This window comes from Mesorhizobium sp. M0522 (assembly GCF_040321085.1).
Lineage (GTDB): Bacteria > Pseudomonadota > Alphaproteobacteria > Rhizobiales > Rhizobiaceae > Mesorhizobium.
Genome location: NZ_JAMYQW010000050.1, coordinates 1 through 26,849, shown reverse-complemented (window position 1 = coordinate 26,849; position 26,849 = coordinate 1). Strand labels below are relative to the sequence as shown.

Sequence of the window (26,849 nt, the reverse complement as noted above, 5' to 3'; positions counted from 1 at the left end):
ATTTTGCAATATAGATTGCAGCCCGAGAGAGGTACGTCGGCTGAGTGCTCAAGTCGACGTCGCACAGGGAGGAGAATGTGTCTGTGCTGGACGTACGAAGCGTCTCGAAAAGCTTTGGTGCTATCCGCGCCTTGTCAGATGTTAGCTTCGCGGTTGCTGCCGGCGAGGTGGTTGGCCTGATGGGCGACAACGGTGCCGGGAAATCGACCATGGTGAAGCTGATTGCGGGGAACTTCCCACCCTCCGACGGCGAAATCGCGGTGGACGGCAAGGTCTGCCATTTCCACAAGCCGATCGAGGCACGGGGCGAAGGGATCGAGGTCGTCTATCAAGGTCTGGCCTTGGCCGACAATCTGACGGCCGCCCAAAATGTCTTTCTCGGCCGCGAGATGAAGAAGGGGTTTTGGCCGCTCCGCGTGCTCGACAAGCAGGCGATGATCAACCGCTCGGCAAAACTGTTCGCGGAACTGAAGTCGGAGACGCGGTCGCGCGATCTGGTCAAAAAAATGTCAGGCGGCCAGCGGCAGGCGGTCGCCATTGCCCGCACCCGGCTATCCAACTCCAAGCTCGTGCTGATGGATGAGCCGACCGCGGCGATTTCGGTCCGCCAGGTAGCCGAGGTGCTGGAGCTGATCCGGCGGCTCAAATCGCAAAATGTGTCGGTAATGCTGATCAGCCACCGCATGCCCGATGTGTTCGCGGTCTGCGACCGCATCATCGTGCTGAGACGCGGCTCGAAAGTGGCCGACAAGGCGACGGAGAAGACATCGCCGGAGGAGATCACCGGCCTAATTACGGGAGCGATCCGTGATGCATAGCCAGAGCGACATGCTGAAGGAAGGCCATGCGTCCATCGGTGATGTGGTCGGCATAATAGAGCAGAGCGTTTTCCAGAAGATGATCGCCAGCCAGGCCTTCTGGGTCGCGATCGCGCTTTTCGTGTTGGTGGTCTTCATGACGTGGCTGGAGCCCAGCTTCGGCACGGTCGACAACGTTACCAACACCACCCGCAATTTTGCACCTATCGCCATCATGGGGCTGGGCATGACGGTGGTGCTGATCACCGGCGGCATCGATCTGTCGGTCGGCTCGGTGATGGGGCTGGTCGCGATCGTCGCCGGCCTGCTGCTCACTTGGCACCAGCCTTGGTATGTGGCGTTTGGCGCGGGTCTGCTCGCAGGCATCGCCTGCGGAGCCTTTAACGGTTTCTTCGTGGCCTATATCGGCATGCCGTCCTTCGTGGTGACGCTAGGCATGCTGTCGATCGCGCGCTCGCTGGCGGTCGTGCTGTCCGGCAACCAGATGCTTTACCAGTTCGGACCCGATGCGCCGATCGTCAAGGCCATCGGCCAGGCCAAATGGCCGAGGCACACGCCTGACGGCTGGGTGCCTCATTGGATCCCGGAACTGTCCTCGCAGTTCTGGGTGATGGTGATCCTCGCGCTCATCGTCGGCTCCGTCTTCATTTTCACCGCCTGGGCGCGCCACTCTTCGCGATCGGCGGCAACGAGAACGCCTCGCGGATGACCGGCGTCCCCGTCGACTGGATCAAATTCCAGGCCTATGTCTTCTGCGCATTTACCGCATCGATCGCGTCCCTGCTGCTGCTCGGCTACAGCGGCTCGGCCATCAACGCGATGGGAACCGGCTACGAGTTGAGGGTGATCGCCGGCACCGTCATCGGGGGGGCCAGCCTGATGGGCGGCTACGGAACCGCGTTTGGCGCTGTGATCGGTTCGGCCTTCCTCGAGGTCATCCGCAACGCGCTGCTGATGGCCGGGATCGATTCGAACTGGCAGGGCGCCTTTGTCGGGGCCTTCATCATTCTTGCCGTGCTTCTCGGCATGCAGACCTCGGGCAAGTCGCTGCGGGCGACGCTGGAGGGTATGTTTACCTGGAAGCGCAAATAGAATCCGGCGGCCGCAAGCCGTCGGGGATAGTGGACGTCAAAACAAAGTGGAGGAACAGGTGAAAAAATACATTCTGACGGCGGCCGTGGCGTTTTCCGCGCTGATGGCAGGGCAGGCCTATGCCCAGCAGAAATACGTCTTCGCCCTTGTGCCGAAGAACATGAACAATCCTTTCTTCGACCAGGCTCGTGACGGCTGCAAGAAGGCCGAAGCCGAATCCAGCGGCGCGATCGAATGCATGTATATCGGCCCCGGCGAGCATGGCGGCGGCGAGGAGCAGGTGCAGATCGTGCAGGACCTGGTGGCCAAGAAGGTCGACGGCATCGCCGTCGCCCCGTCGAACGCCGCGGCAATGGCCGTCGCGCTTCAGGCCGCCAAGGAAGCGGGCATTCCCGTGCTTACCTGGGACTCGGATGTGCTACCGGAGAACAAGGACCTGCGTGTCGCCTATATCGGCACGCACAATTACGAAATTGGCGTCAACGTCTCCAAGATCGTGCAGACCATCAAGCCGAAAGGCGGCACCATCTGTATCCAGTCGGGCGGAGCTGCCGCGGCCAACCACAATGAGCGCATGAAGGGTATACGCGACACGCTGGCCGGCAAGGAGTCGGCCGCCTCGCCAGGTGATGCCCTGACCGGCCAGAACGGCTGGACGGAAGCACCGGGCTGCCCTCTCTATACCAACGACGACTTCCCTCTGTCGGTTCAGCAGTTCCAGGACTTCATGGCGAAGACGCCAAACCTCGACGCCTTCGTGCCGACAGGCGGCTTTCCGCAATTCATACCGGATGCGAATCGCGCTGCGGTCGAGCCGTACAAGGATAAGATCGCCAAGAAGGAGCTGGCTCTGGTCGTCGCCGACACGCTGCCGGTGCAGATGGACCAGATGAAGGAAGGCCTGTCGCTCGGCCAGGTCGGACAGCGGCCGTTCGAAATGGGCTACAAGACCATGCTGGCGCTGAAGGACATCAAGGACGGCAAGCCCGCGCCGGCCGACCCGACCTACACCGGTCTCGACGTCTGCACCCCCGAAACCGCCGACACCTGCATCGGAAAGTAGGCGGGGGGCGCAACTCTGCGGCGGGCGAGGGATGACTCTTGCCCGCCTTTGCCCCTGAGAGGCGACAACAGACCCATCGAGCGACTGGCTCAAATCGACCGCTGCCGTCAGGCCTCAGAGACGTTCCGCTGGCCACGGCGTGACCATTTTTAGACGAGTGCCGGGAGTGATCCCATTCGGGAGGAGCAATTGAGAAAGATACGATATGCCGTGGTGGGCGCGGGCTGGATCACACAGGAAGCCTTTATGCCCGGTGTGTCCCAGACCGGAAACTCGACAATCACGGCGATCGTCAGCGGCTCGGCCAAAAACGCCGCCAAGCTCGCCGAATTCTACGGCGTGGAACACGTCTTCAGCTATGAGCAGTACGACCAGATGCTCGCATCGGACGTCGCCGATGCAGTTTACGTGGCATTGCCGAACTCCATGCATGCCGACTATGCGATCCGAGCCCTGAGAGCCGGCAAGCACGCGCTCGTTGAGAAGCCGCTGGCCACGACCGAGGCGGAATGCGAGGCGATGATCGCCGCCGCCAATGAGAGCGGAGCGTACCTGATGACGGCGTATCGGCTGCACAACGAGCCCGGCACTGTCGAGGTGCTGGAGCGCATCCGCAGCGGTGAGATCGGCGATCCCCGCATCTTTGCCGCGGTCTTCTCCTTCGTAGCGTCGTCCGACAATCACCGCCTCAAGGCCGCCTATTGGGGCGGTCCCTTGCAGGACATCGGCGTCTACTGCCTGAATGCCGCGCGCCATATCTTTGCCACTGAGCCGATCGAGGCAGTCGCGGTAAGGAGTTTCGGCAGCGCCTCAGTCGGGGAGGTAGAGGAAAGCATTGCCGTGACGTTGCGCTTCCCCGAGGGCCGGCTTGCACAGTTCATTGCCAGCTTCGGCGCGGACAATTCGGATTTTTACCACGTGGCCGGAACGAAGGGGAGCGTAACGGCCGACCCTGGCTTCCGTTTCGAGACTGCCGTGCAAATGAAGCTTCGGCATGGCGACATCAGAACCGAAAAGACGTTCCCGCAGACAGACCATTTCGCCGGACAGACCGCGTATTTCTCCGACTGCATCCTGAATGCACAACCGCCTGAAGCCGACGGTGGAGAAGGATTTGCCGACGTGCGCGCCCTGCTTGCCATTGAGCGCGCCGCCAGCACCGGTCAGCCTCAGAAGATAGACACGCCGGCACGGCAGGTTCATCCTACTGCGGATATGATCCGCATCTTGCCTACAACGGACCAGCGGCTGCTTCTCTGACGCGCTTTCGCCCGCGGAGCCGGCCAGGATTCATTGCGAGAAGCGTCTCACGAAACGGCATCGCGTACCGCGTTGTACCGTGCAACCGTTCATGTGGAGGCAGTCACGATCTTGTTTCCGAACGTGCTCGACGGGCTGCGCTGGGTGAAATTCATCCAGGCGGCCGCCGACTCGCACGAGGCCGGAAAAGCCCGGACAACCGGCTGGCTTGACTGAACGCATTGGAATAATACGGAGGTCAACTTGAGTATACGCGTTGGAATTATCGGCGTAGGGTAATGGGTGCGGATCACGCGCGGATGCTCGCATCACCTCAAGCCCGGCTTGCCGCCCGACGGGAGCATGCCATCATCGCTGCCCTGAAACCATGGTTCGAAAAGCAGCTATCGATGATCTCCTCCGGCTCTGGCCTGGCCGAAGACATCCGGCATGGGCTCGGCCACTGGCAAGGCCTGACCCGCTTCCTGGACGATGGCCGCCTGGAACTCGACACCAACCCGGTTGAAAACGCGATCAGGCCAGTATGCCTGACCAGAAAAAAATGCCCTGTTTGCAGGTCACGAAGTCGGGGCCGAAAATTGGGCGCTGCTCGCCTTCATCGCCACCTGCAGGCTCAACGACGTCAACCCGGTCGCCTACCTCGCCGAAACCCTCGACGCCATCATCAACGGCCATCCGCAGACCCAGATCGAGGAACTCATGCCCTGGCGATTCCGAAAAACGTCAAGCCCAAATCCACAGGCGATCCGCGAGGCGCTCACCCTAAGTTTTATCATTGACGGTCTGACTTGACGTCTGGCCCGAGGGCGGCGTTCGCTACTATTCCGAAACTTAAGGTTTCGCCCTACCGCGTAATTGGGGTCGGCTGTCTTAAGAGGGCCGCTGCCCACGGTGCCTACTTCTTAACGCATTGGCGGACTGGTGCGGCCGAGCAAACTTCGCCCACGCCGCAGTCCAGGTCGCGTGAACAAGGTTTCGGCATTTGCGGTGGCTCCAGCGTGACGAGGGGCGTCCTCGGCTCTTCCCCCGGTCTCGCCGTTCTCGGGAGGAAGGCGCCGGGATCACCGAGCGACTTCACATATCGATAGAATGACCGAATGTCGCTCTCCGGCATGACGCGAACGTTGTACCAAGGCATCGGCGGCAATGTGCGAAGTGTCTTGATGTAGGTTACATACCCGTCTTCGCTAAGGTCTTGCGCGCTCCATCTCAGATTGCTTGCATACGTTGTGCCCCACGGCCCCCGCCAACCTATTACTTTCCCTCTCAATGCCTTGGTGGGGTCGAGTGCGCCTTCGGCTTCCCTGTAGCCGTCAGTATGGCAGTCGTGACAGCTGCCGATGATGGAAACCAGCCGTCCTCTCTCGACAGACACCTCCTCTGCCGCAAACGCTGCCCCCGATGCTGTCAATATTGCTGAGCCAACCAGGAGCTTAATGAAGTGCATGGTAGCCTCCAGCGCCCTCACACCGCTCGCTCAAAGCCAATAACAACGTCGAGACTTTACCACAATTTTGAAAGTTGGGGTGGGGAAAGCAACGGATCGTTGGAGGCAATAGTCCCTAAGAGGCTCCTGGGACACTGTCGACAATCGCAGCACAGCACTACGTTCGACAACTGGGCGCTGCTCGCCTCCATCGTGGCCACCTGCAGGCTCAACGACGTCAACCCGGTCGCCTACCTCGCCGAAACCCTCGACGCCATCATCAACGGCCATCCGCAAACCCAGATCGAGGAACTCATGCCCTGGCGATTCCGGAAAACGTCAAGCCCAAATCCATAGGCGATCCGCGAGGCGCTTACGCTTCCACCGCAACGGTCTCGCTGCTTTCGCCCCTGCGCACCGAGATCAATTCGGGTCTGTCGCGAGGAACGGCCTATCCCGCGGACTGGCGTCCTCGCTTCACCGATGCCTATCGCCTGCAGGCCCAGGCCTGGATCCATTCAATACTCAGCGGAATTCCGGCCGGAGCAAGCTGCTGGACGGATACCGGGCTGCAATCGCTGCCGAGGCGGGTCTGCAATCACTATCAGAAGGGCGAAAGGCAGTTATTGGCGCAATGAGTAAGCCAGAACTGTACAAATAGCTGACGGCATTTGAATTCATAATGACCTCGGCAGCCGACTAATAATCTTCTTTTTCAGGCCCCTCCCGTCAGCGTGTTCCACGCAGCCGGTGCGCTGCTTCGGCTCGTCGCAGGGACACGTGCGTGTTCTGTAGGATCATTTCGCGAAAAGCCTCGTTTGATACTGCAAAGTTGTACCATCGTGTCCAACATCAGATGGGACGCAGTCCCAACAAACATGCAGTTCAGACAGTCGATTACGCGTCTTTGTTGAAGTGGTGCTGTACCAAATGCAGTACCGGCCTTGAAACGGTTGATCCAGTTCGTCGCTCATCAGGCCATAAGCCGCGGGCGGCTGTGTACGGCAGGGCTGAACGAAACCTCATTCACGCTCCCTCGCTACTCCGTGAGACCCGTCATTTCCTTTCTCGCAGCCTCAGTCCGGAACTCAAGGTATTTGGCCAAATCGGCGAGATGGACGCCCTTGGCACACTTCTGACTGTCCTCGATCCGCACGAGCGGAAGGGCAATTTCCCCCATGGAAATCTTTCGGACCAACTTCGGCGGCGTCAGGTGGGAGAAATAGTCTCGGCAGACCTCATCGATCGGGATGATGGCCTTGCCACCATACTGAGCCATCAAAAGCAGTGCTGTGTTCATTCCAGGTTGCTATCCCTGTTAGGAGCTTGGCAGACTAGCAAGCCGCCCAACGGGTTCAACGGCCGGGCAGGGGGGCGCGTGCAAAAGGGTGGGCGCGACCTAAGCAACGGCCGGGGCGTTCAAGTCGCTAGAGGGATACCGCCAATACAGTGCTGTGACCGAGTTCGTTTGCTGACGGGCTTCTTAATCGGCGCAAATCGGTCCGACTCCAACCTCCGCAACCAGTTCCAGCATAAATCACTAATAGTCGCGATCTGATCAAAGCCCCACCGGAAAAAACGGCAAGGCTTTTCCCACGGCAGGTTTGGCGAAGCGCGGAAGGGCACTCTGCCGCCCAGAGTAAGCGGCCTGCACGGTGAAGACGAGAGGGACGCTTTTCCAAGCGCGGAGTTCGAATCCCTCCGAGCCCACCAAGTCGCCTCCCTGCAATGCTGGCCTGGACCTGTCAAATCGTCACGTTAATGATGTCGGTATCGGTGGTTGCGTGTCCCCGCAACCACTTCTGTCATAGTACGATAACCGTCTCGGTCTAACCGAGGCGGTTTTTTCGTGTGGCGAGTTTGAAAATGTCTGGATTGCGTGAGGCCGTGAGGCCGGGCATTAAGGCGCATATTTTGCGGGAAGGCCTTCATGAACCTCAATCATCGGCAGAATGCGCCGTGCAGCGTAACCATCCGGTGTGGACCGCGGCAGACGCCGTTTCGCGTGTTAGACTGCTTGGCATGGAGATCGACACCGACAAGATTGACGCGTGCAGCGGTGGTGCTTCGACGTAGAAATCGGAAAACACGCTCGCGGCAACTCTGCACTACGCAGATGCGCGCCCATCTCCGGCCACGCAACATCGATCCGCAATTCGGAGCCATGTAGTGGTAGGTGGCGGCGCAGGACCGCTACATCGCCAGAGCCATTACCTGAGATAGTGGGTTTGAGGTGGTGGTAGAGGGAAGGGCGCTGGAAACTAACCTTCTCCATTTTCGGCAATTCGCCAACCGTCGCGATCTCGCGATTGAGCAGTGTCCTCCAGTCACTCATAGCCTGTCATCTCGAGATAGCCGCGCCCGGCATGGGTGCCCTCAAATCGGATCGGGCCTTCCCAATAGGGAGAGCGTGTGTCCATCCAGGCTTCTGGGTTTAGCGTCCGGATGGTCACATCCACTCCGTTTTCCGGCAATTGCACCCTCCAGCGGATCGGCACGCTACGTCCCGCGACTGCCGCCGTTTCGAGCGGCGTCACCCTTAGCGCGCCGGGGGCCTGCGGCTGCGGCCTGCCGTCGGCCTTGATCCATGTGGCCGATGTAAAGCCCGCGCCTCCGTCGCGCAGGCGAAAGCCCATCATCTTTTCGCCGCTGTCGAAATGCAAGGAGAACCAGTCCCACCCGGTCTGATCCTCAGCCAGCGGCTGCGAGGACCATTCGTGGTCCAACCACGCCTGACCGGACACCGCGATCACGCCCGCCGGAAGGGTCAGTGTACCGGTCACGTGGTAGAATGGTTGCGAGTAGTAATAGCTCGCCTGCCCCTTCTCGGATTTCACCGAGTAGCCCTGCACTCCCTGCGGCACCAGAGGGCCTTTGGCGTCCAGTGCCAGTTCGTAGGAAAACGCCTGTCCCGCCGCGTGCAGATCGAGCGCCGACAGCGCATCCGCCTCTGGCAGGGCCCGACCTGCCATCTGCCAGTTGTCAATCCAGGCCGCAAAGGGTGCAGCCGAAACCCCCGCCTGGCCGATGCCGCCCCGTGCCAGCCGTTCGGCCACGAATTGGCGCGTTCGCGTCGTCAGCCCGGCGTGGCCCATCCAAAGCTGCGGACTGGACCAGCCGGACCGCTCCACCGGGGCCAGGGCGGATCGGAAAAGAGTCCATTGCACGCCATAGTCCGCTCCATCCGCAGCTTGCAGGTTGGCCGTCAAATACCACCATTCGATCCGGTAACCGGGGTGCGGGCCGTGGTCTGCCGGAAAGTTGAATGCAGTCCCCGGCTGCGGCACTGAAAACCCGTCAGCCTCTGTGCCAAGCCCAGCAAAACCCTGGCCAAAGGCAGGTGCGGCCAAGCTCATGTAGATCAGCAATGCTCTAACGCTCATGTGCAAATACCTTCAGCAAATCCGATGGCGAAAGACGCGCCAGCCGCCAGGCAGGCACGGCGGCTGCAAGTCCGGCCGCCAGCAACGCGAGCGCCGCCAGCCGCGCCCAGTCACCGGGAAAAAGGTGCATCGGCAGACGCCAGCCAAAAGCCTCCACATTCACCACCGCCAGTAGAACAAAGGCGAGCCCGATACCTACAGGCAGAGCGGCCAGCATGGTCAAGGCTGCCAACAACAAGCCGCGCCAAAGCTCCAGCCATACGAGGTGGCGGCGGGGCAGACCCATGGCCCAGACCGGCGCCAGTTGCGGTAGGCGCATCCCCGACAGGGTCATGAGGCTCGCAAACATCGCCAGCCCCGCGACTCCCAGCGTCAGCACATTCAGCGCGGCTGTCACTCTGAATGTGCGCTCAAACACTTTGAGCGAAAAGACCTTGATCCCGGCCTGGTCAATCACGTTCTGCGCGGGCAGCCCGAATTCCGCCCGCAAACCCGCAGCCAGTGCTTCGGCCTTGCCAGGGGCAATCCGAATGGCATAGCGCAGGCGGGAGACGTCAGGATAGTGCTGGAGCAGTGTGTCGATCCCGATGATCACTTGGCCGATCGGGTTGCCATAGTCGGCATAGACGCCGACGATGCTGGCCCGCCAGCCACCGGGCAGCGTGATCTGGTCCCCTAAGCCCAACTCCTGGCGCCGCGCCAGTTGTTCGTTGATCAGGGCGCCGTCGCCTGTGGCGATCCGGTCCCACACCCCCGGCACTGCAGAGAGGATCGGCCAGTTGTCGCGATAGGTGCCATGATCGGCCACGCCGTATATTGCCGCGGGCTGGCCTGCGACCCGGCCCTCAATGCTCCAGATCGGCAGGACCGCGTCGCTGCGCTGGGCCAGCCAGTCGCGTATCGCCGTGGCCTCTGCTTCGGTGCGGGCGGTCACGTAAAGCTCTGAGGCGAGACGCTGATCGAGCCAGCCGGTGAAGGTCAGCCGAAAGCTCGACACCATCGTGCTGACGCCCACATTGACGGCCAGCGCAAGCAGCAGTGCCATTAGCGCCAATGACAGGCCGGGAAGCTGTTGACGCGTGTCGGCCCAAAACCATTCAGCCAATGGTCCACGCGCCAAGCGGCCGCCAAGGTGCAATATCCCCGTCAGCACGAGCGGCAGCGCCAGTGCCGCCCCCAACAGCAGTGCCGCCAGAAGCGCAAAGCCCGCCTCGAGGCCGGATCCGAAGTGTGCAATTCCCGCCGCCGTCAACAGGAGCACCATCGCAGCCACGCCTTGCGCGCGCAGGGCCCGCTCCGAAGCCCGCGCCCAGGCCCGAGGCTGGGCCGGCGCAAGCAGCGGCAGGTGCCATAGCCGCCAGAGGCTTTGTGCGGCCGCTACCAGCGTGCCGATTACCGCGATCGCCAGCCCCGCTGCCCACACTGCGGGGCGGATCGACAGCGTTCCCGGCACATCGGCCCCGTAAAGTCCGCGCAGGGTGGCGGCGACGTCGGGCAAAAGGGCCGAGGCGACTACATAGCCAAGTGCCACGCCCACCAATCCCGCGAGGAGGGCGAAGATCAGCAGCTCGGCGATCAGCAAAAGGACCAGCACGCGGGCCGGCAAGCCCAGTGCGCGCAGCGTGCGAAACACCGGGCGGCGCTGTTCAAAAGCCAGACCGATGGCGGAATGCACGATGAAGAGCCCCACCGCAAAGGCAAGAAAACCGAAAGCCGTCAGGTTCAGGTGAAAACTGTCGGTCAGCCTGGCAAGATCCCCCGTTTCACTCGGCTCGCGCAGGGTCAGGCCGGGGGCTGTCACCTCTAGAGGGGCACGGCCAATCGGTTGGTCCGGCCAGAGCAAAAGACGAGAGATCTTGTCCTTTGCCCCAAGCAAGACCTGCGCCTGCCCGATGTCGGTGAGGACTGTGCCAGGCGGCAAACCCTCGGCCACGCGCACGGGAGGTGTTGCTTGCTCGGTTAGTCGTGCCGCGGTTTCCGGAGTTGCATAGAGCACCCCGGGCGCCGTGATGAACGGCAATAGCTCATCACCCACTGCAACATCCACCTGCTGCGCCTGCGGCGGCAAAGTCAGTGGGTCAATGCCGAGGACGCGCAACCGCACATCCCCAAACCGCATTTCACCTTCAATCACCGGCGAAGCCAGCCAGCCTGCTCGCCGCAGTCTCACAAACACCTGTTGATCCATCCGGGTCCCGTCCTCACGCACCAGTTGCGCGAGCCGGTCCTGCCCAAGGATCGCCGCTGCACGGTCATAGCTCGCCCGCGCCTCACCGTTGATCGCCTGAATCGCTGACCACAACGCCGTTGCCAGCGATAGCCCCAAAAGCAGCATCGCCAGTTGGACAGGCCGCCTGCGCCAATGCGACAAGAGCGCTGACAACCCGGTCCACACCATCAAGCCAGCCGTCCCGCGTGCAGGTGAACGTGGGCGTTCAGCCGGTTTGCCAGACGGTTGGAATGGGTAACCATTAACAGGGCGGCACCCGTTTCAGCCACCAGCGACAGCATAAGATCGAGTACAGCGTCCCCTGTTGCCTCATCGAGATTGCCCGTGGGCTCATCGGCCAAAACCAGCCGGGGCCGAACGGCTAGGGTCCGCCCAATCGCCACCCGCTGTTGTTGCCCACTCGACAGCTGTTCAGGGTAGCGCGTTAGGACCTTGGCCAGGCCCAGCCGTTCAGCAAGGACCTTCAGCCACGCCGGATCAGGACGGCCGGCAAGTCGAGCCTGAAAGGCAAGGTTGGCTGCCACATCAAGCGAAGGGATCAGGTTGAACTGCTGGAACACAAGTCCGACTGTTCCCCGCCGCAGGGCGGCAAGGGCCGTATCGTTCAGCCCCACAATATTGGTACCGCCAAGGTGGATTTCTCCCGCATCAGGGCTGTCGAGCCCTGCAACGAGGTGCAAAAGCGTGCTCTTGCCGCTGCCAGACTCGCCGGTCAGCGCAAGGCTCTTGCCCGCCTCCAGCGAAAGATCGATCCCGTGCAGAACATGCAACGGCCCTTCGCCAGTGGGGTAGAATTTGTCGATCTGGTCCAGCCTCAGCAGCATGTTACTCCCCGGAGGCCCGCGTGCTTCTGACACGGCATGCCAGTGAAATAGCGCCAAACAACGACCCCTTTCATACAGCCTCCAAACCCACTGCCTTAATTGGACAATGGTTTTCTTCAGAGGCTCGCGTTTTGCATCTAACGCGACCTCCACTTGGAATTCGATGTACAATTACGATCTAGAGCGGTTCTCAGCTAGGCGGGATAGGCGTTGACCGTGCCGTCGCAACTCACTCTCCAAACGGAACTGGAGCGCTGCCTTCAATTCCTCAGCAGTGCCGATGCCGTTGCTGAAAAGCGCCATGATTATGCCTGCAGCCTGGTCACACTCAGGCGTGCTTGGCTCTATGCCAGCCTCACGGGAATACGCGATCAAACCTTTCGGGCAAAGAGTTCCTCTTCGATCTTTGCGCGGTTGTTTCCATACTTTTTTACCAGCCTGAGGGCATCAGCCCGTTCGAGATGGTGCTTCTTCATGAGGTACCCGACTTCATAGTCTTCGCCACCGTCGACCCGTGCTCTGTCTTGCGGACCACGCTTTGACTTGTCGTCTGCCATGACAACCTCCATGGGCGATCGCCTCGCCCAAACGTGTCAAGGATAATCCTCTAATCGACGGGGACAAGGACGTAGTCGCCAACCATGTCGAAACCGCACAACTCCGCGGTCGCAGGGATAAGCCGATCCCTTACGGGGAACGCTTTGCTCGTCCGCCGTTCGAAGCGTCGAGGTCTTCTGGGCTGGTACACGTTCTTGCGGCCGTGGGAGGAAGCTTTCCGCGCGACATCACGAATGGAGTCCCTTGATGCATCGAAGGTCGCCAAATAACCCGCTTCGGCTGTGGCTGCTTCCGGTTTTGCGTTCGCGAGCGCTTCAATCTCAATCAAGAACGGCATTTCAAACATGCCATCGTAGCCGAGAAAATGGAGGTATTGTCCGGCCTCGTCGTAGCTGCGGCTTCGGTTCGGAAAAGTCAGCGCCAAGGTTGAACATACCTCAAGCCGTCAAGAACCGCGTAGCGAACGTCTGTTGCAGGCTCGCGGCCTTGCGTCTCTTCGCATTGTGCGCGTTCAGAATTACGGCGGTTTCGAAGCTAAACTGCCACTCGCTTGATCCCGCGGCCCGGCCAGCGATGGAGCCGGGCTACTCCAGCACAGACTCTGCCGTCGATCACCTCGATCGGCACGGACTCCAGACCGACATCGTCGAACAGCCGCGCATTTGACCGCGTTCGCCAAATTAATGGCCGGATCTTTGCGAAGCCTCCGCATTTTTGTGGGGGGAAGCCCTCCCAGCATCATCGTGATTGGACTTCACGATCGGTCGGAGTCACGCTGGCCGCAGGTATAAGAAGGATATGGGTGGGCCAACTATCGTCCGAATAGGAGGCTAAAATGAAGCACCAGACGCTTGAGCAACTGCAGATCGTCGCCGAGATCGATCAGGACTACCTGCGCCAGGCCATGTCGCGCAGCGAACGTCTTGAACGCTGGGCGGAGCTCCTTGAACGGAACCCTGACCGGCGACTCTCGACGCTACACCAAACCGAGTATCAGCCGGTTAGATCACGCGGGGCCATGCGCGGCGACGGCTCGCCGATCTCAGTCGCTTTCGAGGATCCTGTCCTCCGCGCCGCCGGGTTGGAAAGCGACAACTACGGCGAAGCGAAGCGGTTCTTCGAACTGACCGACAGGCAATTGCATGAGATCATCTGCTATTGTCATTTCGGCGCGACGGTGAGCGCCGTAACGGCCGCCCGTCACATCCGTGCGGCGATTGCCCGGAGACAGCCCGGCATGTTCGCTCGGATGCGTGAGGCGTTCGTCGGATAAAGCCGGAGCCGTTTCGCAGCATCATTTTTGAAGCGGCTCGCATGGAAAGCCGCCGCCGTAGCGCGGGCAAGCGCTCCCCACGCGGGGAGGCTGCGTTGCATGAGGGGGTGCGGCTTTCCGCAGGAGCACGCCGACGCCCCTCCTGCATCTTTTCCATCCGAACCGGAAAGATCCCAATGCTGCCAGTACATCCGTGGTCAGCGCCGTGGTTCAAAGGCTCGAACAGAGCGACATGCGCGCCGGATAAGCGCTATACATTCGCTGTCGAAAATTCGGTGCTTCATGGTGGGTCGAAGGTCGCGGACCTATGTCGATCGGGACCGGGAAAGCCAAATCGTGCCAAATTTTCGCGAACTGTATATATCTCTCGATGCACATTCAATCAAGGCTCGATAGGTTTGTCTCGTAATTGCGGATTAATATAGTCTGTTGTCGGCAAAATTAAGAGGGATGAATTACAATAAAATTGCTTATGGCTCCGCCTTTCGGACGGCCAAAAGCGCCGGTAAAAACGACTGATTTCATTTCAAATATTTTCGGTTTGAGGAATTAAAATTTGGCACTCCTATCATTCGAGTGCCAAAGGGGCTATGTTAAGTGTTGCAGTCGCTCTATGTGCGGCGGCAGAAAGAACCCCCAATGAAATTCCGGCCACTCCACGACCGCGTCGTCATTCGGCGCGCGGAAGGCGATACCAAATCCAAGGGCGGGATCATTATTCCCGACACCGCCAAGGAAAAGCCTCAGGAAGGCGAAGTGATCGCCGTGGGCCCGGGCTCGCGTGACGAGAGCGGCAAGCTGATCCCGCTCGACGTCAAGGCCGGCGATCTCATCCTGTTCGGCCAATGGTCCGGCACCGAGGTCAAGATCGACGGCGAGGACCTCCTGATCATGAAGGAGAGCGACATTTTGGGCATCGTCGAGAAGATCAAAGCGGCCAAGAAAGCCGCCTGACCGGGCGATTTCCGATCCCGCAATTTCAAGACTGAACTGGACGTAAAATCATGCCTGCCAAGGAAATCAAATTCGCTACCGATGCCCGCGACCGGATGCTTCGCGGCGTCGAAATTCTGAACAACGCCGTTAAGGTGACGCTCGGCCCCAAAGGCCGCAATGTCGTCATCGACAAGGCCTATGGCGCGCCGCGCATCACCAAGGATGGTGTCGCCGTCGCCAAGGAAATCGAGCTTGCCGACAAGTTCGAGAACATGGGCGCCCAGATGGTGCGCGAAGTGGCCTCGAAGACCAACGACCTCGCCGGCGACGGCACGACGACAGCCACGGTGCTGGCCGCTTCCATCCTGCGCGAAGGTGCCAAATTCGTTGCCGCGGGCATGAACCCGATGGATCTCAAGCGCGGCATCGATCTTGCTGTGGCTGCTGTGGTGAAGGACATTCAAGCCAGGGCCAGGAAAGTCAAATCTTCGGACGAGATCGCCCAGGTTGGTACGATCGCCGCCAATGGCGACGCGTCGGTCGGCGCCATGATCGCCAAGGCGATGAACAAGGTCGGCAATGAGGGCGTGATCACCGTCGAAGAAGCCAAGACAGCCGAAACCGAACTCGATGTCGTCGAAGGCATGCAGTTCGACCGTGGCTATCTCTCGCCCTATTTCGTCACCGATGCCGAGAAGATGCGCGCGGAGCTGGAGGACCCTTACGTTCTCATCCATGAGAAGAAGCTCGGCAATTTGCAGGCGTTGCTGCCGATCCTCGAAGCTGTGGTGCAAAGCGGTAAGCCGCTGCTGATCATCTCGGAAGACGTCGAAGGCGAGGCGCTAGCAACGCTGGTCGTCAACAAGCTGCGCGGCGGCCTCAAGGTCGCAGCCGTCAAGGCGCCAGGCTTCGGTGACCGGCGCAAGGCGATGCTGGAAGACATTGCCGTGCTCACCGCCGGCCAGATGATTTCCGAGGATCTCGGCATCAAACTCGAGAACGTCACGATCGACATGCTCGGGCGGGCTAAGCGCGTGCTCATCGAGAAGGATACGACGACGATCATCGACGGCGCCGGCGAGAAAGCCACCATCCAGGCGCGCGTCCAGCAGATCAAGTTGCAGATCGAGGAAACGTCCTCGGATTACGACAAGGAGAAACTCCAGGAACGTCTCGCCAAGCTGGCTGGCGGCGTTGCTGTCATTCGCGTCGGCGGCGCGACCGAGACGGAAGTCAAGGAAAAGAAGGACCGCATCGATGATGCGCTGAACGCCACTCGTGCAGCCGTGGAAGAAGGCATCGTTGCCGGCGGCGGTGTTGCGCTTTTGCGCGCCAAGGCAGCTTTGACTGAGCTTACTGGCGCGAATGCTGACATGACGGCAGGTATTTCGATTGTGCTGAGAGCACTTGAAGCGCCGATCCGCCAGATTGCCGAGAATTCCGGCGTTGAAGGTTCGATCGTCGTCGGCAAGCTCTCCGACAGCAAGGATCACAATCAGGGCTTCGACGCCCAGAACGAAGTCTATGTCGACATGATCAAGGCCGGTATCGTCGACCCCGCCAAGGTCGTTCGGACGGCCCTGCAGGATGCCGGCTCGATTGCCGCGCTCCTGATCACCGCTGAAGCAATGATCGCGGACATTCGGCAGAAGGTTTCGCCCGCTATGGGTGGCGCGGGAGGTATGGGCGGAATGGGCGGAATGGACTACTGAGCGGCGCCTGAAACTATAGCCAGGACGACGGAAGGCCAGCGACGCGGGCACATGCGAGCCGATATCTCGGCGATCATCGGTTCGCTCGACATCGTGTTCGGGGAGATCGATCGATAGGCTCGTCGCTGTCGTATTTGCTGCTAAAAATGGTCTTGGAGACAAGAACATGACCGACACTCTTGCCGAGAAAACATGTACGCCTTGTCGCGGCGGCGTCCCGCCGCTCACGCGTGATGAAGCCCAACGCTTCCAGGCACAGGCTCCTGATTGGGAGCTGGGTGACGATGCCCACCGCATCCAGCGGAGCTTTCGATGCCGCAATTTCCGGGACGCGCTCACCCTTGTTCAGGAGATCGGTGAGCTCGCCGAAACCGAGGGCCATCACCCCGACATCAGCTTCGGCTGGGGTTATGTGACGGTTTCCCTGAGCACCAAGAAGATCAAAGGACTGCACGAGAACGATTTCATCATGGCGAGCAAGATCGATCGGATGCTCGATCGCGCGGGGCGGCCCCTCGACCGCCAACGGTGACACGGCAAATCCATTGCCAATCAAGTGAGGTCGTTTATGCCACACATCCGTCGAGGGGCAGCTCGATCTCGACCCTGATCGGATGGTTCATGGCCTATGGTCCAGCGACGATCGCAGCGAAAATAAGCACCTTTGCGCTTGCCTTGAAGGCATCCTATTCTGGAGGGTAGTATCCGCTCGGGGCATAGAATGTCGGTACTGCCTTCCTTAAGAATTTGCGCGCCGCTCAACGCGGTGCTGGCTGCGACTGGGCTTGTGGCGGTGGCTACGCTCACGACACCGGACCTGTCCGGACGAAGCAGACTGGCTTTGGCTGCCGTGCTCGCGGTCATTTGGGGCGTCTATCTCCTGGAATTGGCCGAGAAACTGCTCAAGCGCCGGGCGGGAGACGTTCGGGACAGGACGCCGGCAATCGCCATTGATGTGCTCGCGGTTTTGGTTCCACTCGCCGCATTTCTGCTCGTCGGCACGCCCGACCGGAGCCTCTACTGTGCTGTCTGGCTGCTGAAACCGCTGCGCGACTCAACTTTCTTCCCGCTGCTGGGCAGAATCCTGACCAACGAAGCGCGCAACCTGATCGGCGTCGCTACCGTCTTCGGCATCGTTCTTTTCGGTTTTGCGCTCGCAGCCTATGTCATCGAGCGCGACGTCCAACCGCAACAGTTCGGCAGCATCCCCCAGGCAATGTGGTGGGCGGTGGTCACGCTGTCCACCACCGGCTATGGCGACGCTATTCCGGAAAGCTTCGCCGGCCGCGTCCTTGCCGGGGCGGTCATGATGAGTGGCATCGGCATCTTCGCGCTCTGGGCTGGCATTCTTGCCACCGGCTTTTATCAAGAAGTCCGTCGCGAGGATTTCGTCCGCAATTGGCAATTGGTCGCCGCCGTGCCGTTGTTTCAGAAGCTCGGCCCGGCCACGCTAGTCGAGATCGTGCGCGCATTACGACCTCGCATCGTGCCGGCGGGCGCTGTGATCTGCCGCAATGGCGAGACCGGTGACCAGATGTTCTTCGTCGTGGAGGGGCGCGTCAGCGTCGCGACGCCGAACCCGGTGGAGCTGGGCCCTGGCGCCTTCTTCGGCGAGATGGCGCTGATCACCGGCGAACCGCGCTCGGCGACCGTCAGCGCCACAACGGTGGTCTCACTCCTGTCGCTACACTCGGCGGATTTCCAGATGCTGTGCAGCAGCAGCCCGGAGATCGCAGAAATCATCCGCAAGACCGCGCTCGAGCGGCGCGGCGCCTAACGGTTGACCGTATTAGACTAGGTGTTCGTCAGGAGGAGGATGCGATGCCAAGGCGGCCAATTGCCTGCCGATGGTGGCTGGCTGGAACTGCATGCTCTGCCGCTGCCGAACCACCCTCAATACAAATCGCCACGGAATCGTAGAAAAATGCTTTAAAATCAACGCGGGAGGCGTTGCGGCGCTGCATCTCGACCGCACCATTAAATTCGAAAGCGGAATCTCTTACACGTTGAATTCGAGCACGGCAGGGAGCGTCCTTGTCGGGGCACGTGCTTTTTGCCTGATTGCGGTCGCGAGTTTGGCTTATGCGAAGTGGCCATCGGCGGGCATGGCCATCTATCGATAGGCGCACATGATTATTCGCGCACCAGGCGTCCGGTCGCCCACCAGATCACCGATACAACAACGATCGATGCGTAGCCGTCCACGGCATAGTGCCAGCCAGTGAACACCGATCCGTACAGGATCAGGGCTGCAAAGGTCCAACCCAGAACGCCAAGCCAGCGATTGATCGATGACAGCAAATAGGCGTTCAATGCGGCAAAGGCGACATGCATGCTTGGCATGGCCGAGATGCCGCCGCCAAGACTTGGCCGGCCGCTTTGGTAAGCCATCAGGAGATATGCCGCGGGTTCCCGCACCATGTAACTATGGTCCAGCCTGTCCAAGGCCGCATTCAATCCGTGGAAGCGATCCACGCCGACAAAGTGGTGGTAGTAAACCGGTCCGACCGATGCCAGCGCCAGGGCCAAGACCGTTCCGAGGACGGACAACGTCAGCGCTGCTGCGCAGAGATAGCGGATGCGGGCAATCTCGTCCGACCAGAGCGACACGAAAAGGATGGTGCCGAACCACTGGTAAAACCAAATGACTTCATAGCTGTTGAAGACGACGAACGACCAATTGTTGCTGTCGAGCTTATGGACGATCTCCCATGGCGGCATCCCGTGCAGCCATTCATCAGCATCGGCCAACCAGTTGTCGGCATAGTATGGGACGACGGACGGGATGGCGATCTTGTAGGTAGAGAACGCGGTCAAGCTGGCAAAGCAGAACAGCAGCACCAGCAGACAACCGCGCCAGCGCCCTTGAACCAAATCCAATGCGTAGCGAACCGGTTGCCGCCGGCCATGGATTAGCGCGGCACAGCAGACGCCACCGATAAACAACACCGGAATGCCAACAAGAAACTTGTGAGAATAGATTAAGGCTGACGTATAGAATACTTCTGGATATAGTGCAGATGCGCCTAAAACGTATGTCGCCATGAACAAGGAGAGGCGCAATTGCCATATGGCGGAGGGCCTGTAGCGAGAGGCTTCCGTGGTTAGGGCCAAACCAATTTACCCGTTCTTAACGTTTCGCCGGAGAGACAGATACACCGATAAGGTAAAAACCTTGCCGCCAGGTTTACTTTTCCCCGGTGGTCGACATTTGCCGGCTCGAGACATGGTCGTGCCGTTCAGAGGTAAGGTAGTTGCGGGTCGGCAGTCGCTTGGTAAAGGAGTTCAAGACGACGTCGGCGGAAGCACTCGGCTTTCCGCTCGGTAGCATTCCGCCATTTTCCGACGTTTCATTTCTTGTTTCTCCACGGCATGTCCTTTTCCCAATCGCCTGCCATGATCGAGCCGTAGGGATCGACAAAGTCCTGGATGGTCGCCAGGCCATGCTTCTCGATTTGGCCGATGACCTGTTTGGCGCTCTTGTAGGCCGCCGGCAATTCGGAGAGGTCTGGTCTTCCCATCCAAAACCGGATGTCCAACCCGCGCGTTTCCGCCTTGAGAACGTCGTCGAGTTCCCGCGAGCCGATCACGTCGCGCAAGTAGCGGGTTCTGCTCATGTTTCGGCCGGCACCATGAGGGGAGAAGCCAAGCGACGCCTTTTTGTCGGTGTGGCCTGTGATCAAGACCGGCTCGCTCATATTCATCGGGATCAGCGTACGGCCATCGTCGTCGGCCGAGAAGCGAGAGAACGAAGGCGTTGCGCCTTTGGCATGATAGAAGAGCCCGTCGTCCCGGCGAAAGACGAAGTTGTGCTCGTTCCAGAACCGATCGACAATCTGGTTGCCAAGGACGCCCTGAACGCGGTCATGGATGCGGAAATGGTTTTGCTTGGTCCACTCGCGAATGATTTGCAGTGCTTCCCAGTAGGCGCGGCCTTCGTCGGTCTCAGCCTCGATCCACGCCGCCCCGGAAGGCGTTTTTGGCGACACTATTGCCGTATGCTTTTTGGCCAATGCCATGCCGCGTTTGTACAGCATCGCTCCCGGACCGCGTGATCCGTGATGGGTTACGATAGCCGGCTGTCCGGTCGACCTGAGATGACCGACATAGAGGAAATGATTGCCGTCGCCCTGCGTGCCCATGTTGCTGTCGCCGATAGGCACAATGTCGGAAAGGAAGCGGTTCGACTTAAATCGCACGGCAAGTTCCCGCGACATGTCCCAACCACGCCGATCCTTGCGCCCGCCGGGCCCGAAATGCGTTGCGTCGAACGCCGCATCGAGTATCTTCTTCGGATCGTCGTTCCTCTTGAACACCGTGATCGCCATCGAGCAGCAAATATCGGCCGAATGGAAACCAGGGTGGATGGCGTTTCTAGCTGCCACGACACCGCCGACGGGAATGGTTCCTGCCGGACATGCGTCGGGCATGACGACCCCGGACACGACTGTCGGTGTGCGCAGGAGGGCATCCATGGCCTCGACCACCAGGCCAAGGTTTTCGCGCTCGACATCGTTTTCCGGCTCGAGGAAAACGCTAAACGCCAGCGCATTGGTCCTCGGCATCATCTCGACCGGCAACAGTGTTTGCAGATAGGCGAAGATGTCGTCCTGCGAGCGTCCTTCGCGTTCCATGCGTTGCGCGTCGGCGATGGCGCCCGGAAACCACCTGCCCGGCTTAAAACCCCACTGGATGAGTTCCTTGCCGGTGATCACGGCCGTCTCCTGTCGTCAAAAAGATCAGGCTGATTAGCACGCTGCCCGAACGCGCGCACCACACGAGCTCGGGGGCGAACCGGCCGGGTGTTTAAACACCGGTCCACCGCTCCCTCAGTTGACATATCATAAGTTTTAGCTTATCATAAGTCATGGTTTATGATTATGCAGGAATGATGGCCTTGGCCGATCCGACGCGCCGCAAGGTGTTCGAGCTCATCGCCGATCGGCCACGCTCGGTCGTCGATCTGACGCGAGTGCTTCCGGTCTCGCAGCCGGCGGTATCGCAGCACCTCAAGGTTTTGAAGGAAGCCCGGCTGGTCCGCGCAGAGCCCAAAGGTGCCAGCAACATCTATCATCTCGACCCGCATGGGCTCGGCGAGATGCGCGCCTGGCTCGACCGCATGTGGGGCGATGCGCTCGACGCCTTCAAACGGGAAGTCGACAACAGCAAGGAGAAGAGGAAATGACGACCATGATCAAGCCCGCGCCGGTCAGGAAGTCGGTGACGGTGGAGGTGCCGCTCGACAAGGCATTCGATGTGTTCACCACAGGATTCGGGCGCTGGTGGCCGGCTTCGCATTCGATCGGCAAATCCGCCCTGATGACCGCGGTGATCGAACCGAAAGCCGGCGGCCGCTGGTACGAGATTGGCGAGGATGGGTCACAATGCGATTGGGGCGAGGTTCTCGCCTGGGATCCGCCGTCCAGGCTGACGCTCGCCTGGCGCATTGGAGCCGGCTGGCGCTACGATCCGGCATTGCTGACCGAAGTCGAGATCCGCTTTGTCGCGCTCGGCGAGAACGCGACGCGTGTGGAACTCGAGCACAGGCTTCTGGAGAACATGGGCGAAACCGCAGAGGCGATGCGCGAGGCCTTCGAATCCGAGGGTGGCTGGAGCGGTCTCCTGGACCGCTATGCGGCTGAGGCCAAGCGCCACGCCGCCTGATCGGCAAGCCGTTAAGTCCAATATCCAGCGAGGCCGTCGCACCGTCGGCCCCGCCGTTTTGAATCAGTGTCGATCTGCCCATCCGGTTGACCGGGGCGGGGAGATACGCTGCCCTTTACCTGCCGCCGCGAAGGTTTGCAGCGCCGCAGGTTTGGAGAACGTCCTCTCCCCCTACCATCCGGTATGCGCCGCGTCGTTTGGACGCGCGAACGGCGCTGTAGCAATTTGTCGTTGTGCATGGTCCTTTCGCAAAATCGATTCCGATTGCCAGGGTCATGCGTTAGACCTGACAGGCACCTTATCCGGAAATCCGATGGCGGGAGGCGCTGGTGGAAGGCCAGGACGAACAGATGACCGGCGCCAGGGCCGCCGAGGAGCGCCGCGCCGATATCTATGACGAGGACGGCGTCATCCTGTCGTCGTTCCTCGCCCAGATCGGTGCCGCGATCGCCGATCGCGATACGCTGACGCTGAAGCGTGAAGTCGACGATCTGCACCAGTCGGAACTCGGCCACCTGCTCGAGGCCCTGCACCCGGAACAGCGACGCGCGCTGGTCGAATTGCTGGGCAAGGATTTCGATTTTTCCGCGCTGACCGAGGTTGACGAGGCGATCCGCCGCGACATCGTCGACAGTCTGCCCAATGCGCAGATCGCCCAGGCGGTGCAGGATCTCGATTCCGACGACGCGGTCTACATTCTCGAAGACCTCGACCAGGAGGACCAGGACGAGATCCTGTCGCAGCTGCCGTTCACCGAGCGGATCAGGCTGCGGCGTTCGCTTGACTATCCCGAAGAGACCGCCGGCCGCCGCATGCAGACGGAGTTCGTCGCGGTGCCGCCCTTCTGGACGATCGGCCAGACCATCGACTATATGCGCGAGGACAACAATCTTCCCGACCGTTTCAGCCAGATCTTCGTCATCGATCCGAGCTTCAAGCTGCTCGGCGCCATCGACCTCGACCAGATCCTGCGTACCAAGCGCTCGGTCAAGGTCGAAGAGGTCATGCATGAGACCAGGCATGCCATCCCGGCCACCATGGACCAGGAGGAGGCGGCACGCGAATTCGAACAATACGATCTTCTGTCCGCCGCCGTCGTCGACGAGAACGAGCGGCTGGTCGGCGTGCTGACCATCGACGACGTCGTCGACGTCATCCAGCAGGAGGCCGAAGAAGATCTGCTGCGCATGGGCGGCGTCGGCGACGAAGAACTCTCGGACAGCATCTTTTCGACCTCGCGCTCGCGCGTGCCCTGGCTGCTGGTCAATCTTTTGACGGCTTTCCTGGCGGCCTCGGTGATCGGCCTGTTCGACCGCACCATCGAGCATATCGTGGCGCTGGCGGTGCTGATGCCGATCGTCGCCGGCATGGGCGGCAATGCCGGCTCGCAGACCATGACGGTCACGGTGCGGGCGCTGGCGACCAGGGACCTCGACATCTACAATGCCGGCCGCATCATCCGCCGCGAAATCGGGGTGGGCTTCATCAACGGCATCATCTTTGCCATCCTGATCGGCCTCGTGGCTGCTGCCTGGTTCCACGATCGCAATCTCGGCGGCATCATTGCGGCTGCGATGATCATCAATATGTTCGTGGCGGCTCTGGCGGGCATCCTTATCCCGCTGCTGCTCGACCGCTTCAAGATCGATCCGGCTGTGGCTTCGGCGGTTTTCGTCACCACGGTCACCGATGTCGTAGGTTTCTTTGCCTTTCTCGGGCTCGCCACATGGTGGTTCGGCGTGCGCTGAACGTCACCTCAATTGACTTTTACGTAAATGCCATGCGAGGCTTTGAAAGGTGCCTTGTCCGCCGATTCTGGTACGCGCCTGGGCGCCGGCGGCGCCGGCCAGTTGGAACTCGCGGCGTGGCCGGGGCATTGGAGTGACGATGCGGGAATATTATTCGATCACGGAGCTGACCCGCGAATTCGACGTGTCGACGCGGACGTTGCGCTTCTATGAGGACGAAGGGCTGGTGCAGCCAGTAAGACGCGGCCGCACTCGGCTGTTCCGTCCGTCGGACCGGCATCTCATCCGCCAGATCATGCGCGGCAAGAGGCTCGGCTTCTCGATCAACGAGATCCGCGAAATCATCCAGATGTACAGGGAGCCGCCCGGCGAGGTCGGCCAACTCAAATTGATGATCAAGCGCATCGAGGAAAAGCGCGAGGATTTGCGCCAGAAACGCCGCGACCTCGAAGAGACGCTGGCCGAGCTCGATCAGGCAGAGGAATCCTGCGTCGAGCGGCTGGTGGAACTCGGCGTCACCACATGAGCGTGGCGTCAGCGCCGGCTCAAATCCAGCGCCGCACCCTTTTGGCGTAGTCCCGGTATTTCTTGCCGAATTTGGCCGTCAGCACCTTCTCCTCGCTCTCGATCGTCAGCTTCTGCGTCAGGAACGCCGCGATGACCGCCAGCGGCAGGAACCAGGCGATCCCAGTGACAAAGGCGAGGCTGACCAGCAGCAGCGTGTTGGCGAGGTAGATCGGGTTGCGGCTGACGGCGAAGGGTCCGGTAGTCACCAGATGGTCAGGCACGCCGTTCGGGTTGAGCGTCGTCTTGGCGCGGATCATGGTGCGAATTGCCGTGAACCAGAGCGCGGCAACCGCCACCAACCCCACAAGGCCGGCGGCGAACAGGATGTCGCCGAGAAGATCGCCGATCCACGGCAGCGGATAGAACAGCCCTAGCGCGACGCTGACGATGATGGCGGCGATATAGATCAGCGGCGGCCATGGGATGTGCCCCAGCTTCGGCTGCCCAGGATTTTGCTGCACGGGTTTCGGGTGACTGTCGCTCATTATTGTCCTCCCTCGATTAGCGCGTTCCCGGTTCCGCCGCCTCGGTTTGGGCGGTGCAGGTGCCGGCGAGCTCGCCAATATGCGCCTTCCACTCCGGGGACTGGTCGTTGCTGTAGAGCCGGTCAAGCGAGGCTTCGCCCTGGAGAGTGTCCAGCATGCAGGCACAATAGCTGGAGCAGAACTCGGTGTCGCGTGCCTGCTCGCAGGATATCTGGCAGGATTTCAGAAAACTCACCTCCCTGGTTTCGGCCTGCGCCGGCATGAATTGCGAAAACAGCCAGACCGAGCCGATCAGCACCGGCTGATGGATCAGATAGAAGGCAAGGCTGTGCCGGCCGATGAAGACCAGCGGATTTGCCCAGCGGCCGGGCGCCAAGGCCGACAGCCGCGTCAGCGCGCCGGAGGTGGCGGCGAGCTTGGTAACCGCGATGCCGGCAAGTACGGCGCCGAACCAGGGCAGCAGCGGAACGTAGTCGTTGGAGCGCGGGTTGGTCGCCGACAGACCGGCCCACCACAAAGCCGGATGATCGAAAGTTTCGGATCGCAGGTAGAAAGGCGCAGCGACGACGAATACGGCGACAAGCAGCGTCAGCAGCACCGGCAGGCGCAGGAACGCCAGGCCGAGCAGGCTGGCGAGCGCGATCTCGTGCAATATGCCGAAGAAGATGAAGCCGTCGGGCGTGGCGATGCGGGTGACCAGCGATATTGCGAGCGCTGCCCCGGCAACCATGGCGAAGCGCTTCCAGAAGCCGGTCCAGCGGATTTTCTTGCCATGGGCGAGATAGAGGCTGATGCCGACCAGGAACAGGAAGCTCGAGGCGATGCAGCGCGCGTAGATTTTCCACCAGCCGAAGGCGGTGAGACCGGGATCGGTGTAGCCGAAGAATTCGAGGTCCCAGGTGAAATGATAGCTCGCCATGGCAAGCAAAGCGATGCCGCGTGCAATGTCGATAGCGGCGATGCGCTTCGACTTCGGTTGATCCTGAACGGCTGCGCTCGGCGTGTCGATGCTCATGGTCTCGCTGTCTTGGTTCAGCCCGGCAAGACGACTATCACGGTTGCCACCGTCAAAAGAAGCAGGGCCTTGCGTCGCGTTGGTACCGGTCGGCATCAGAACTGCTTTAGGCCAGAGCCGGAAAGCCTTTGGCCGGCGTGCTGGCGTTTTTCGGACTGGGCGCGGTTTTCGCGACACTCGGGCTGCTGGCGGCGGCCTGCGGCTTCGTCACCTGGCGCTATCTGCCCAAATCGCTTTGATGTGCGAGCGCCGCATGGCGCTCGCGCACCCAGTTGTGGAAGCGGTGCAAGTCGTATTCCTCGGGCATCAGTACGCCGGCCTTGTGGCGCATCGAGCGCAGGCCCATCTGGTTGACCTCGCAGATATCAGCATCCTCCTCCAGCACCTTGGTACCGAAGGCGACGATGTTGTCGATATCCGCGGCCGGATCGGCGAGCGCTTCGCCTCGTGGCAGACGAGCAGCCAGTTGCGATACCAGATGGCCTCGAGATCGCGCTGATAGGCCGCGATGTCCCAATAGGCTGATGACGGCAGCGTCGGCTCGGCCCGCGTCAGGCCGTTGTAGGGACCGCGCTCATTCGGGCTGGGTTGCATGCCGGCTTCCTCCCCATCCGCCAGCCGACACCCGGCTGCGAAAATTGTCAATCGCGGCGCTGGCCGTCCGGCTTGGCGAGGCGGCGCATTCGCCACACGATCCGGCGGAATTTGGTTGTCGGTAGCTTTTCAAGTTGTCCGGTTTTTGTAGCACATCAGATGTCCGCTTCTGTTTGTTGCAGGAGGTGCGTCGAAGCGGTT

28 protein-coding genes and 2 pseudogenes are annotated in these 26,849 nt (G+C 60.7%); 17 read left to right on the top strand and 13 right to left on the bottom strand.

Going from position 1 to position 26,849, the window contains the following annotated elements:
* Nucleotides 1-77 precede the first annotated feature (77 nt).
* The 7 genes and pseudogenes from NKI58_RS31845 (at nt 78) to NKI58_RS35660 (ending at nt 6,016) form a co-directional block, all read left to right on the top strand.
* Nucleotides 78-818, top strand: coding sequence for an ATP-binding cassette domain-containing protein (locus tag NKI58_RS31845; protein WP_352827953.1), 741 nt, complete (start codon nt 78-80; stop codon nt 816-818).
* The gene (locus tag NKI58_RS35675; RefSeq protein WP_502897055.1) at nt 811-1,527 is read left to right on the top strand and encodes an ABC transporter permease; all 717 of its coding nucleotides are present in this window, start codon (nt 811-813) and stop codon (nt 1,525-1,527) included. Before NKI58_RS31845 ends, NKI58_RS35675 begins: the two co-directional genes overlap by 8 nt.
* Complete coding sequence (locus NKI58_RS35670; protein WP_502898523.1) at nt 1,422-1,910, top strand: ABC transporter permease; 489 nt, start codon at nt 1,422-1,424, stop codon at nt 1,908-1,910. The genes NKI58_RS35675 and NKI58_RS35670 overlap by 106 nt, the downstream gene beginning before the upstream one ends.
* A 58-nt stretch (nt 1,911-1,968) precedes the next feature.
* The gene (locus NKI58_RS31835) at nt 1,969-2,973 is read left to right on the top strand and encodes a substrate-binding domain-containing protein (protein ID WP_352789081.1); all 1,005 of its coding nucleotides are present in this window, start codon (nt 1,969-1,971) and stop codon (nt 2,971-2,973) included.
* Between the two features lie 210 nt (nt 2,974-3,183).
* The gene (locus NKI58_RS31830) at nt 3,184-4,233 is read left to right on the top strand and encodes a Gfo/Idh/MocA family protein (protein ID WP_352449985.1); all 1,050 of its coding nucleotides are present in this window, start codon (nt 3,184-3,186) and stop codon (nt 4,231-4,233) included.
* A gap of 305 nt (nt 4,234-4,538) precedes the next feature.
* Nucleotides 4,539-5,025 (top strand): annotated as a pseudogene (locus NKI58_RS35665) (IS66 family transposase); the annotation flags it as partial.
* A gap of 649 nt (nt 5,026-5,674) precedes the next feature.
* Nucleotides 5,675-6,016: a transposase domain-containing protein gene (locus NKI58_RS35660; protein ID WP_502894573.1), complete on the top strand. Its 342-nt coding sequence runs from the start codon at nt 5,675-5,677 to the stop codon at nt 6,014-6,016.
* Nucleotides 6,017-6,698: 682 nt separating this feature from the next.
* Here NKI58_RS35660 and NKI58_RS31805 read toward each other — a convergent pair.
* The 6 genes from NKI58_RS31805 to NKI58_RS31780 all read right to left on the bottom strand — a co-directional run bounded on the left by NKI58_RS31805 (nt 6,699) and on the right by NKI58_RS31780 (nt 13,078).
* Nucleotides 6,699-6,959: a pyocin activator PrtN family protein gene (locus NKI58_RS31805; RefSeq protein WP_352458348.1), complete on the bottom strand. Its 261-nt coding sequence runs from the start codon at nt 6,957-6,959 to the stop codon at nt 6,699-6,701.
* A 1,027-nt stretch (nt 6,960-7,986) separates the two neighbouring features.
* The gene (locus NKI58_RS31800; RefSeq protein WP_352587570.1) at nt 7,987-9,042 is read right to left on the bottom strand and encodes a lipocalin-like domain-containing protein; all 1,056 of its coding nucleotides are present in this window, start codon (nt 9,040-9,042) and stop codon (nt 7,987-7,989) included.
* Nucleotides 9,032-11,440, bottom strand: coding sequence for an ABC transporter permease (locus tag NKI58_RS31795; RefSeq protein ID WP_352724782.1), 2,409 nt, complete (start codon nt 11,438-11,440; stop codon nt 9,032-9,034). Before NKI58_RS31795 ends, NKI58_RS31800 begins: the two co-directional genes overlap by 11 nt.
* Entirely contained in the window at nt 11,440-12,096 is a 657-nt protein-coding gene (locus NKI58_RS31790) for an ABC transporter ATP-binding protein (protein ID WP_031211739.1), read from the bottom strand. Before NKI58_RS31790 ends, NKI58_RS31795 begins: the two co-directional genes overlap by 1 nt.
* A 371-nt stretch (nt 12,097-12,467) precedes the next feature.
* Complete coding sequence (locus tag NKI58_RS31785) at nt 12,468-12,653, bottom strand: DUF3606 domain-containing protein (protein WP_023676578.1); 186 nt, start codon at nt 12,651-12,653, stop codon at nt 12,468-12,470.
* A gap of 50 nt (nt 12,654-12,703) precedes the next feature.
* Nucleotides 12,704-13,078: a DUF1488 family protein gene (locus NKI58_RS31780; protein WP_023676577.1), complete on the bottom strand. Its 375-nt coding sequence runs from the start codon at nt 13,076-13,078 to the stop codon at nt 12,704-12,706.
* Between the two features lie 411 nt (nt 13,079-13,489).
* Here NKI58_RS31780 and NKI58_RS31775 point away from each other — a divergent pair, with 411 nt between their 5' ends.
* The 6 genes and pseudogenes from NKI58_RS31775 (at nt 13,490) to NKI58_RS31750 (ending at nt 18,352) form a co-directional block, all read left to right on the top strand.
* On the top strand, nt 13,490-13,927 hold the full coding sequence (locus NKI58_RS31775; protein WP_352624791.1) for a hypothetical protein: 438 nt from the start codon (nt 13,490-13,492) through the stop codon (nt 13,925-13,927).
* A 639-nt stretch (nt 13,928-14,566) separates the two neighbouring features.
* The gene (locus tag NKI58_RS31770) at nt 14,567-14,881 is read left to right on the top strand and encodes a co-chaperone GroES (protein WP_023676575.1); all 315 of its coding nucleotides are present in this window, start codon (nt 14,567-14,569) and stop codon (nt 14,879-14,881) included.
* A gap of 50 nt (nt 14,882-14,931) precedes the next feature.
* Nucleotides 14,932-16,575 carry a chaperonin GroEL gene (gene groL / locus NKI58_RS31765; protein WP_352789075.1) on the top strand — a complete coding sequence of 548 codons (1,644 nt, stop codon included), beginning with the start codon at nt 14,932-14,934 and terminating at the stop codon, nt 16,573-16,575.
* 42 nt (nt 16,576-16,617) lie between these two features.
* Nucleotides 16,618-16,692, top strand: a pseudogene (locus NKI58_RS31760) (NADH-quinone oxidoreductase subunit D-related protein); the annotation flags it as partial.
* Between the two features lie 49 nt (nt 16,693-16,741).
* On the top strand, nt 16,742-17,107 hold the full coding sequence (locus NKI58_RS31755) for a 4a-hydroxytetrahydrobiopterin dehydratase (RefSeq protein ID WP_023676573.1): 366 nt from the start codon (nt 16,742-16,744) through the stop codon (nt 17,105-17,107).
* A gap of 189 nt (nt 17,108-17,296) precedes the next feature.
* Nucleotides 17,297-18,352, top strand: a complete 1,056-nt coding sequence (locus NKI58_RS31750) for a cyclic nucleotide-gated potassium channel (RefSeq protein WP_023676572.1) — start codon at nt 17,297-17,299, stop codon at nt 18,350-18,352.
* A 28-nt stretch (nt 18,353-18,380) separates the two neighbouring features.
* On the opposite strand, the gene NKI58_RS31745 is transcribed toward NKI58_RS31750, so the two are convergent.
* The 3 genes from NKI58_RS31745 to NKI58_RS31735 all read right to left on the bottom strand — a co-directional run bounded on the left by NKI58_RS31745 (nt 18,381) and on the right by NKI58_RS31735 (nt 21,290).
* Complete coding sequence (locus tag NKI58_RS31745; RefSeq protein WP_352789072.1) at nt 18,381-18,539, bottom strand: hypothetical protein; 159 nt, start codon at nt 18,537-18,539, stop codon at nt 18,381-18,383.
* Nucleotides 18,540-18,708: 169 nt separating this feature from the next.
* The gene (locus tag NKI58_RS31740) at nt 18,709-19,620 is read right to left on the bottom strand and encodes a phosphatase PAP2 family protein (RefSeq protein ID WP_352789098.1); all 912 of its coding nucleotides are present in this window, start codon (nt 19,618-19,620) and stop codon (nt 18,709-18,711) included.
* A 305-nt stretch (nt 19,621-19,925) separates the two neighbouring features.
* Nucleotides 19,926-21,290, bottom strand: a complete 1,365-nt coding sequence (locus NKI58_RS31735; RefSeq protein ID WP_352789069.1) for an RtcB family protein — start codon at nt 21,288-21,290, stop codon at nt 19,926-19,928.
* Nucleotides 21,291-21,442: 152 nt separating this feature from the next.
* Here NKI58_RS31735 and NKI58_RS31730 point away from each other — a divergent pair, with 152 nt between their 5' ends.
* From NKI58_RS31730 to NKI58_RS31715, 4 genes are all read left to right on the top strand, one after another.
* Nucleotides 21,443-21,760, top strand: coding sequence for an ArsR/SmtB family transcription factor (locus NKI58_RS31730; protein ID WP_352789066.1), 318 nt, complete (start codon nt 21,443-21,445; stop codon nt 21,758-21,760).
* On the top strand, nt 21,757-22,239 hold the full coding sequence (locus NKI58_RS31725) for an SRPBCC family protein (RefSeq protein WP_352789063.1): 483 nt from the start codon (nt 21,757-21,759) through the stop codon (nt 22,237-22,239). The genes NKI58_RS31730 and NKI58_RS31725 overlap by 4 nt, the downstream gene beginning before the upstream one ends.
* Before the next feature lie 350 nt (nt 22,240-22,589).
* Entirely contained in the window at nt 22,590-23,987 is a 1,398-nt protein-coding gene (gene mgtE / locus NKI58_RS31720) for a magnesium transporter (RefSeq protein ID WP_502894205.1), read from the top strand.
* Between the two features lie 139 nt (nt 23,988-24,126).
* Nucleotides 24,127-24,513 (top strand): MerR family transcriptional regulator, encoded by a 387-nt coding sequence (locus NKI58_RS31715; protein WP_023676566.1) that lies wholly within the window; start codon nt 24,127-24,129, stop codon nt 24,511-24,513.
* Nucleotides 24,514-24,532: 19 nt separating this feature from the next.
* On the opposite strand, the gene NKI58_RS31710 is transcribed toward NKI58_RS31715, so the two are convergent.
* The 4 genes from NKI58_RS31710 to NKI58_RS31695 all read right to left on the bottom strand — a co-directional run.
* Entirely contained in the window at nt 24,533-25,039 is a 507-nt protein-coding gene (locus NKI58_RS31710) for a methyltransferase family protein (protein ID WP_352454650.1), read from the bottom strand.
* Between the two features lie 16 nt (nt 25,040-25,055).
* A complete protein-coding gene (locus tag NKI58_RS31705) occupies nt 25,056-26,054 on the bottom strand; it encodes a heparan-alpha-glucosaminide N-acetyltransferase (protein WP_352789060.1) in 999 nt (332 codons plus the stop codon).
* 217 nt (nt 26,055-26,271) lie between these two features.
* Nucleotides 26,272-26,439, bottom strand: coding sequence for an SRPBCC family protein (locus tag NKI58_RS31700; protein WP_352569001.1), 168 nt, complete (start codon nt 26,437-26,439; stop codon nt 26,272-26,274).
* Nucleotides 26,440-26,628: 189 nt separating this feature from the next.
* Nucleotides 26,629-26,849, bottom strand: a 221-nt coding sequence (locus NKI58_RS31695) for a hypothetical protein (protein ID WP_352825854.1), incomplete at its 5' end; no start/stop codon positions are given.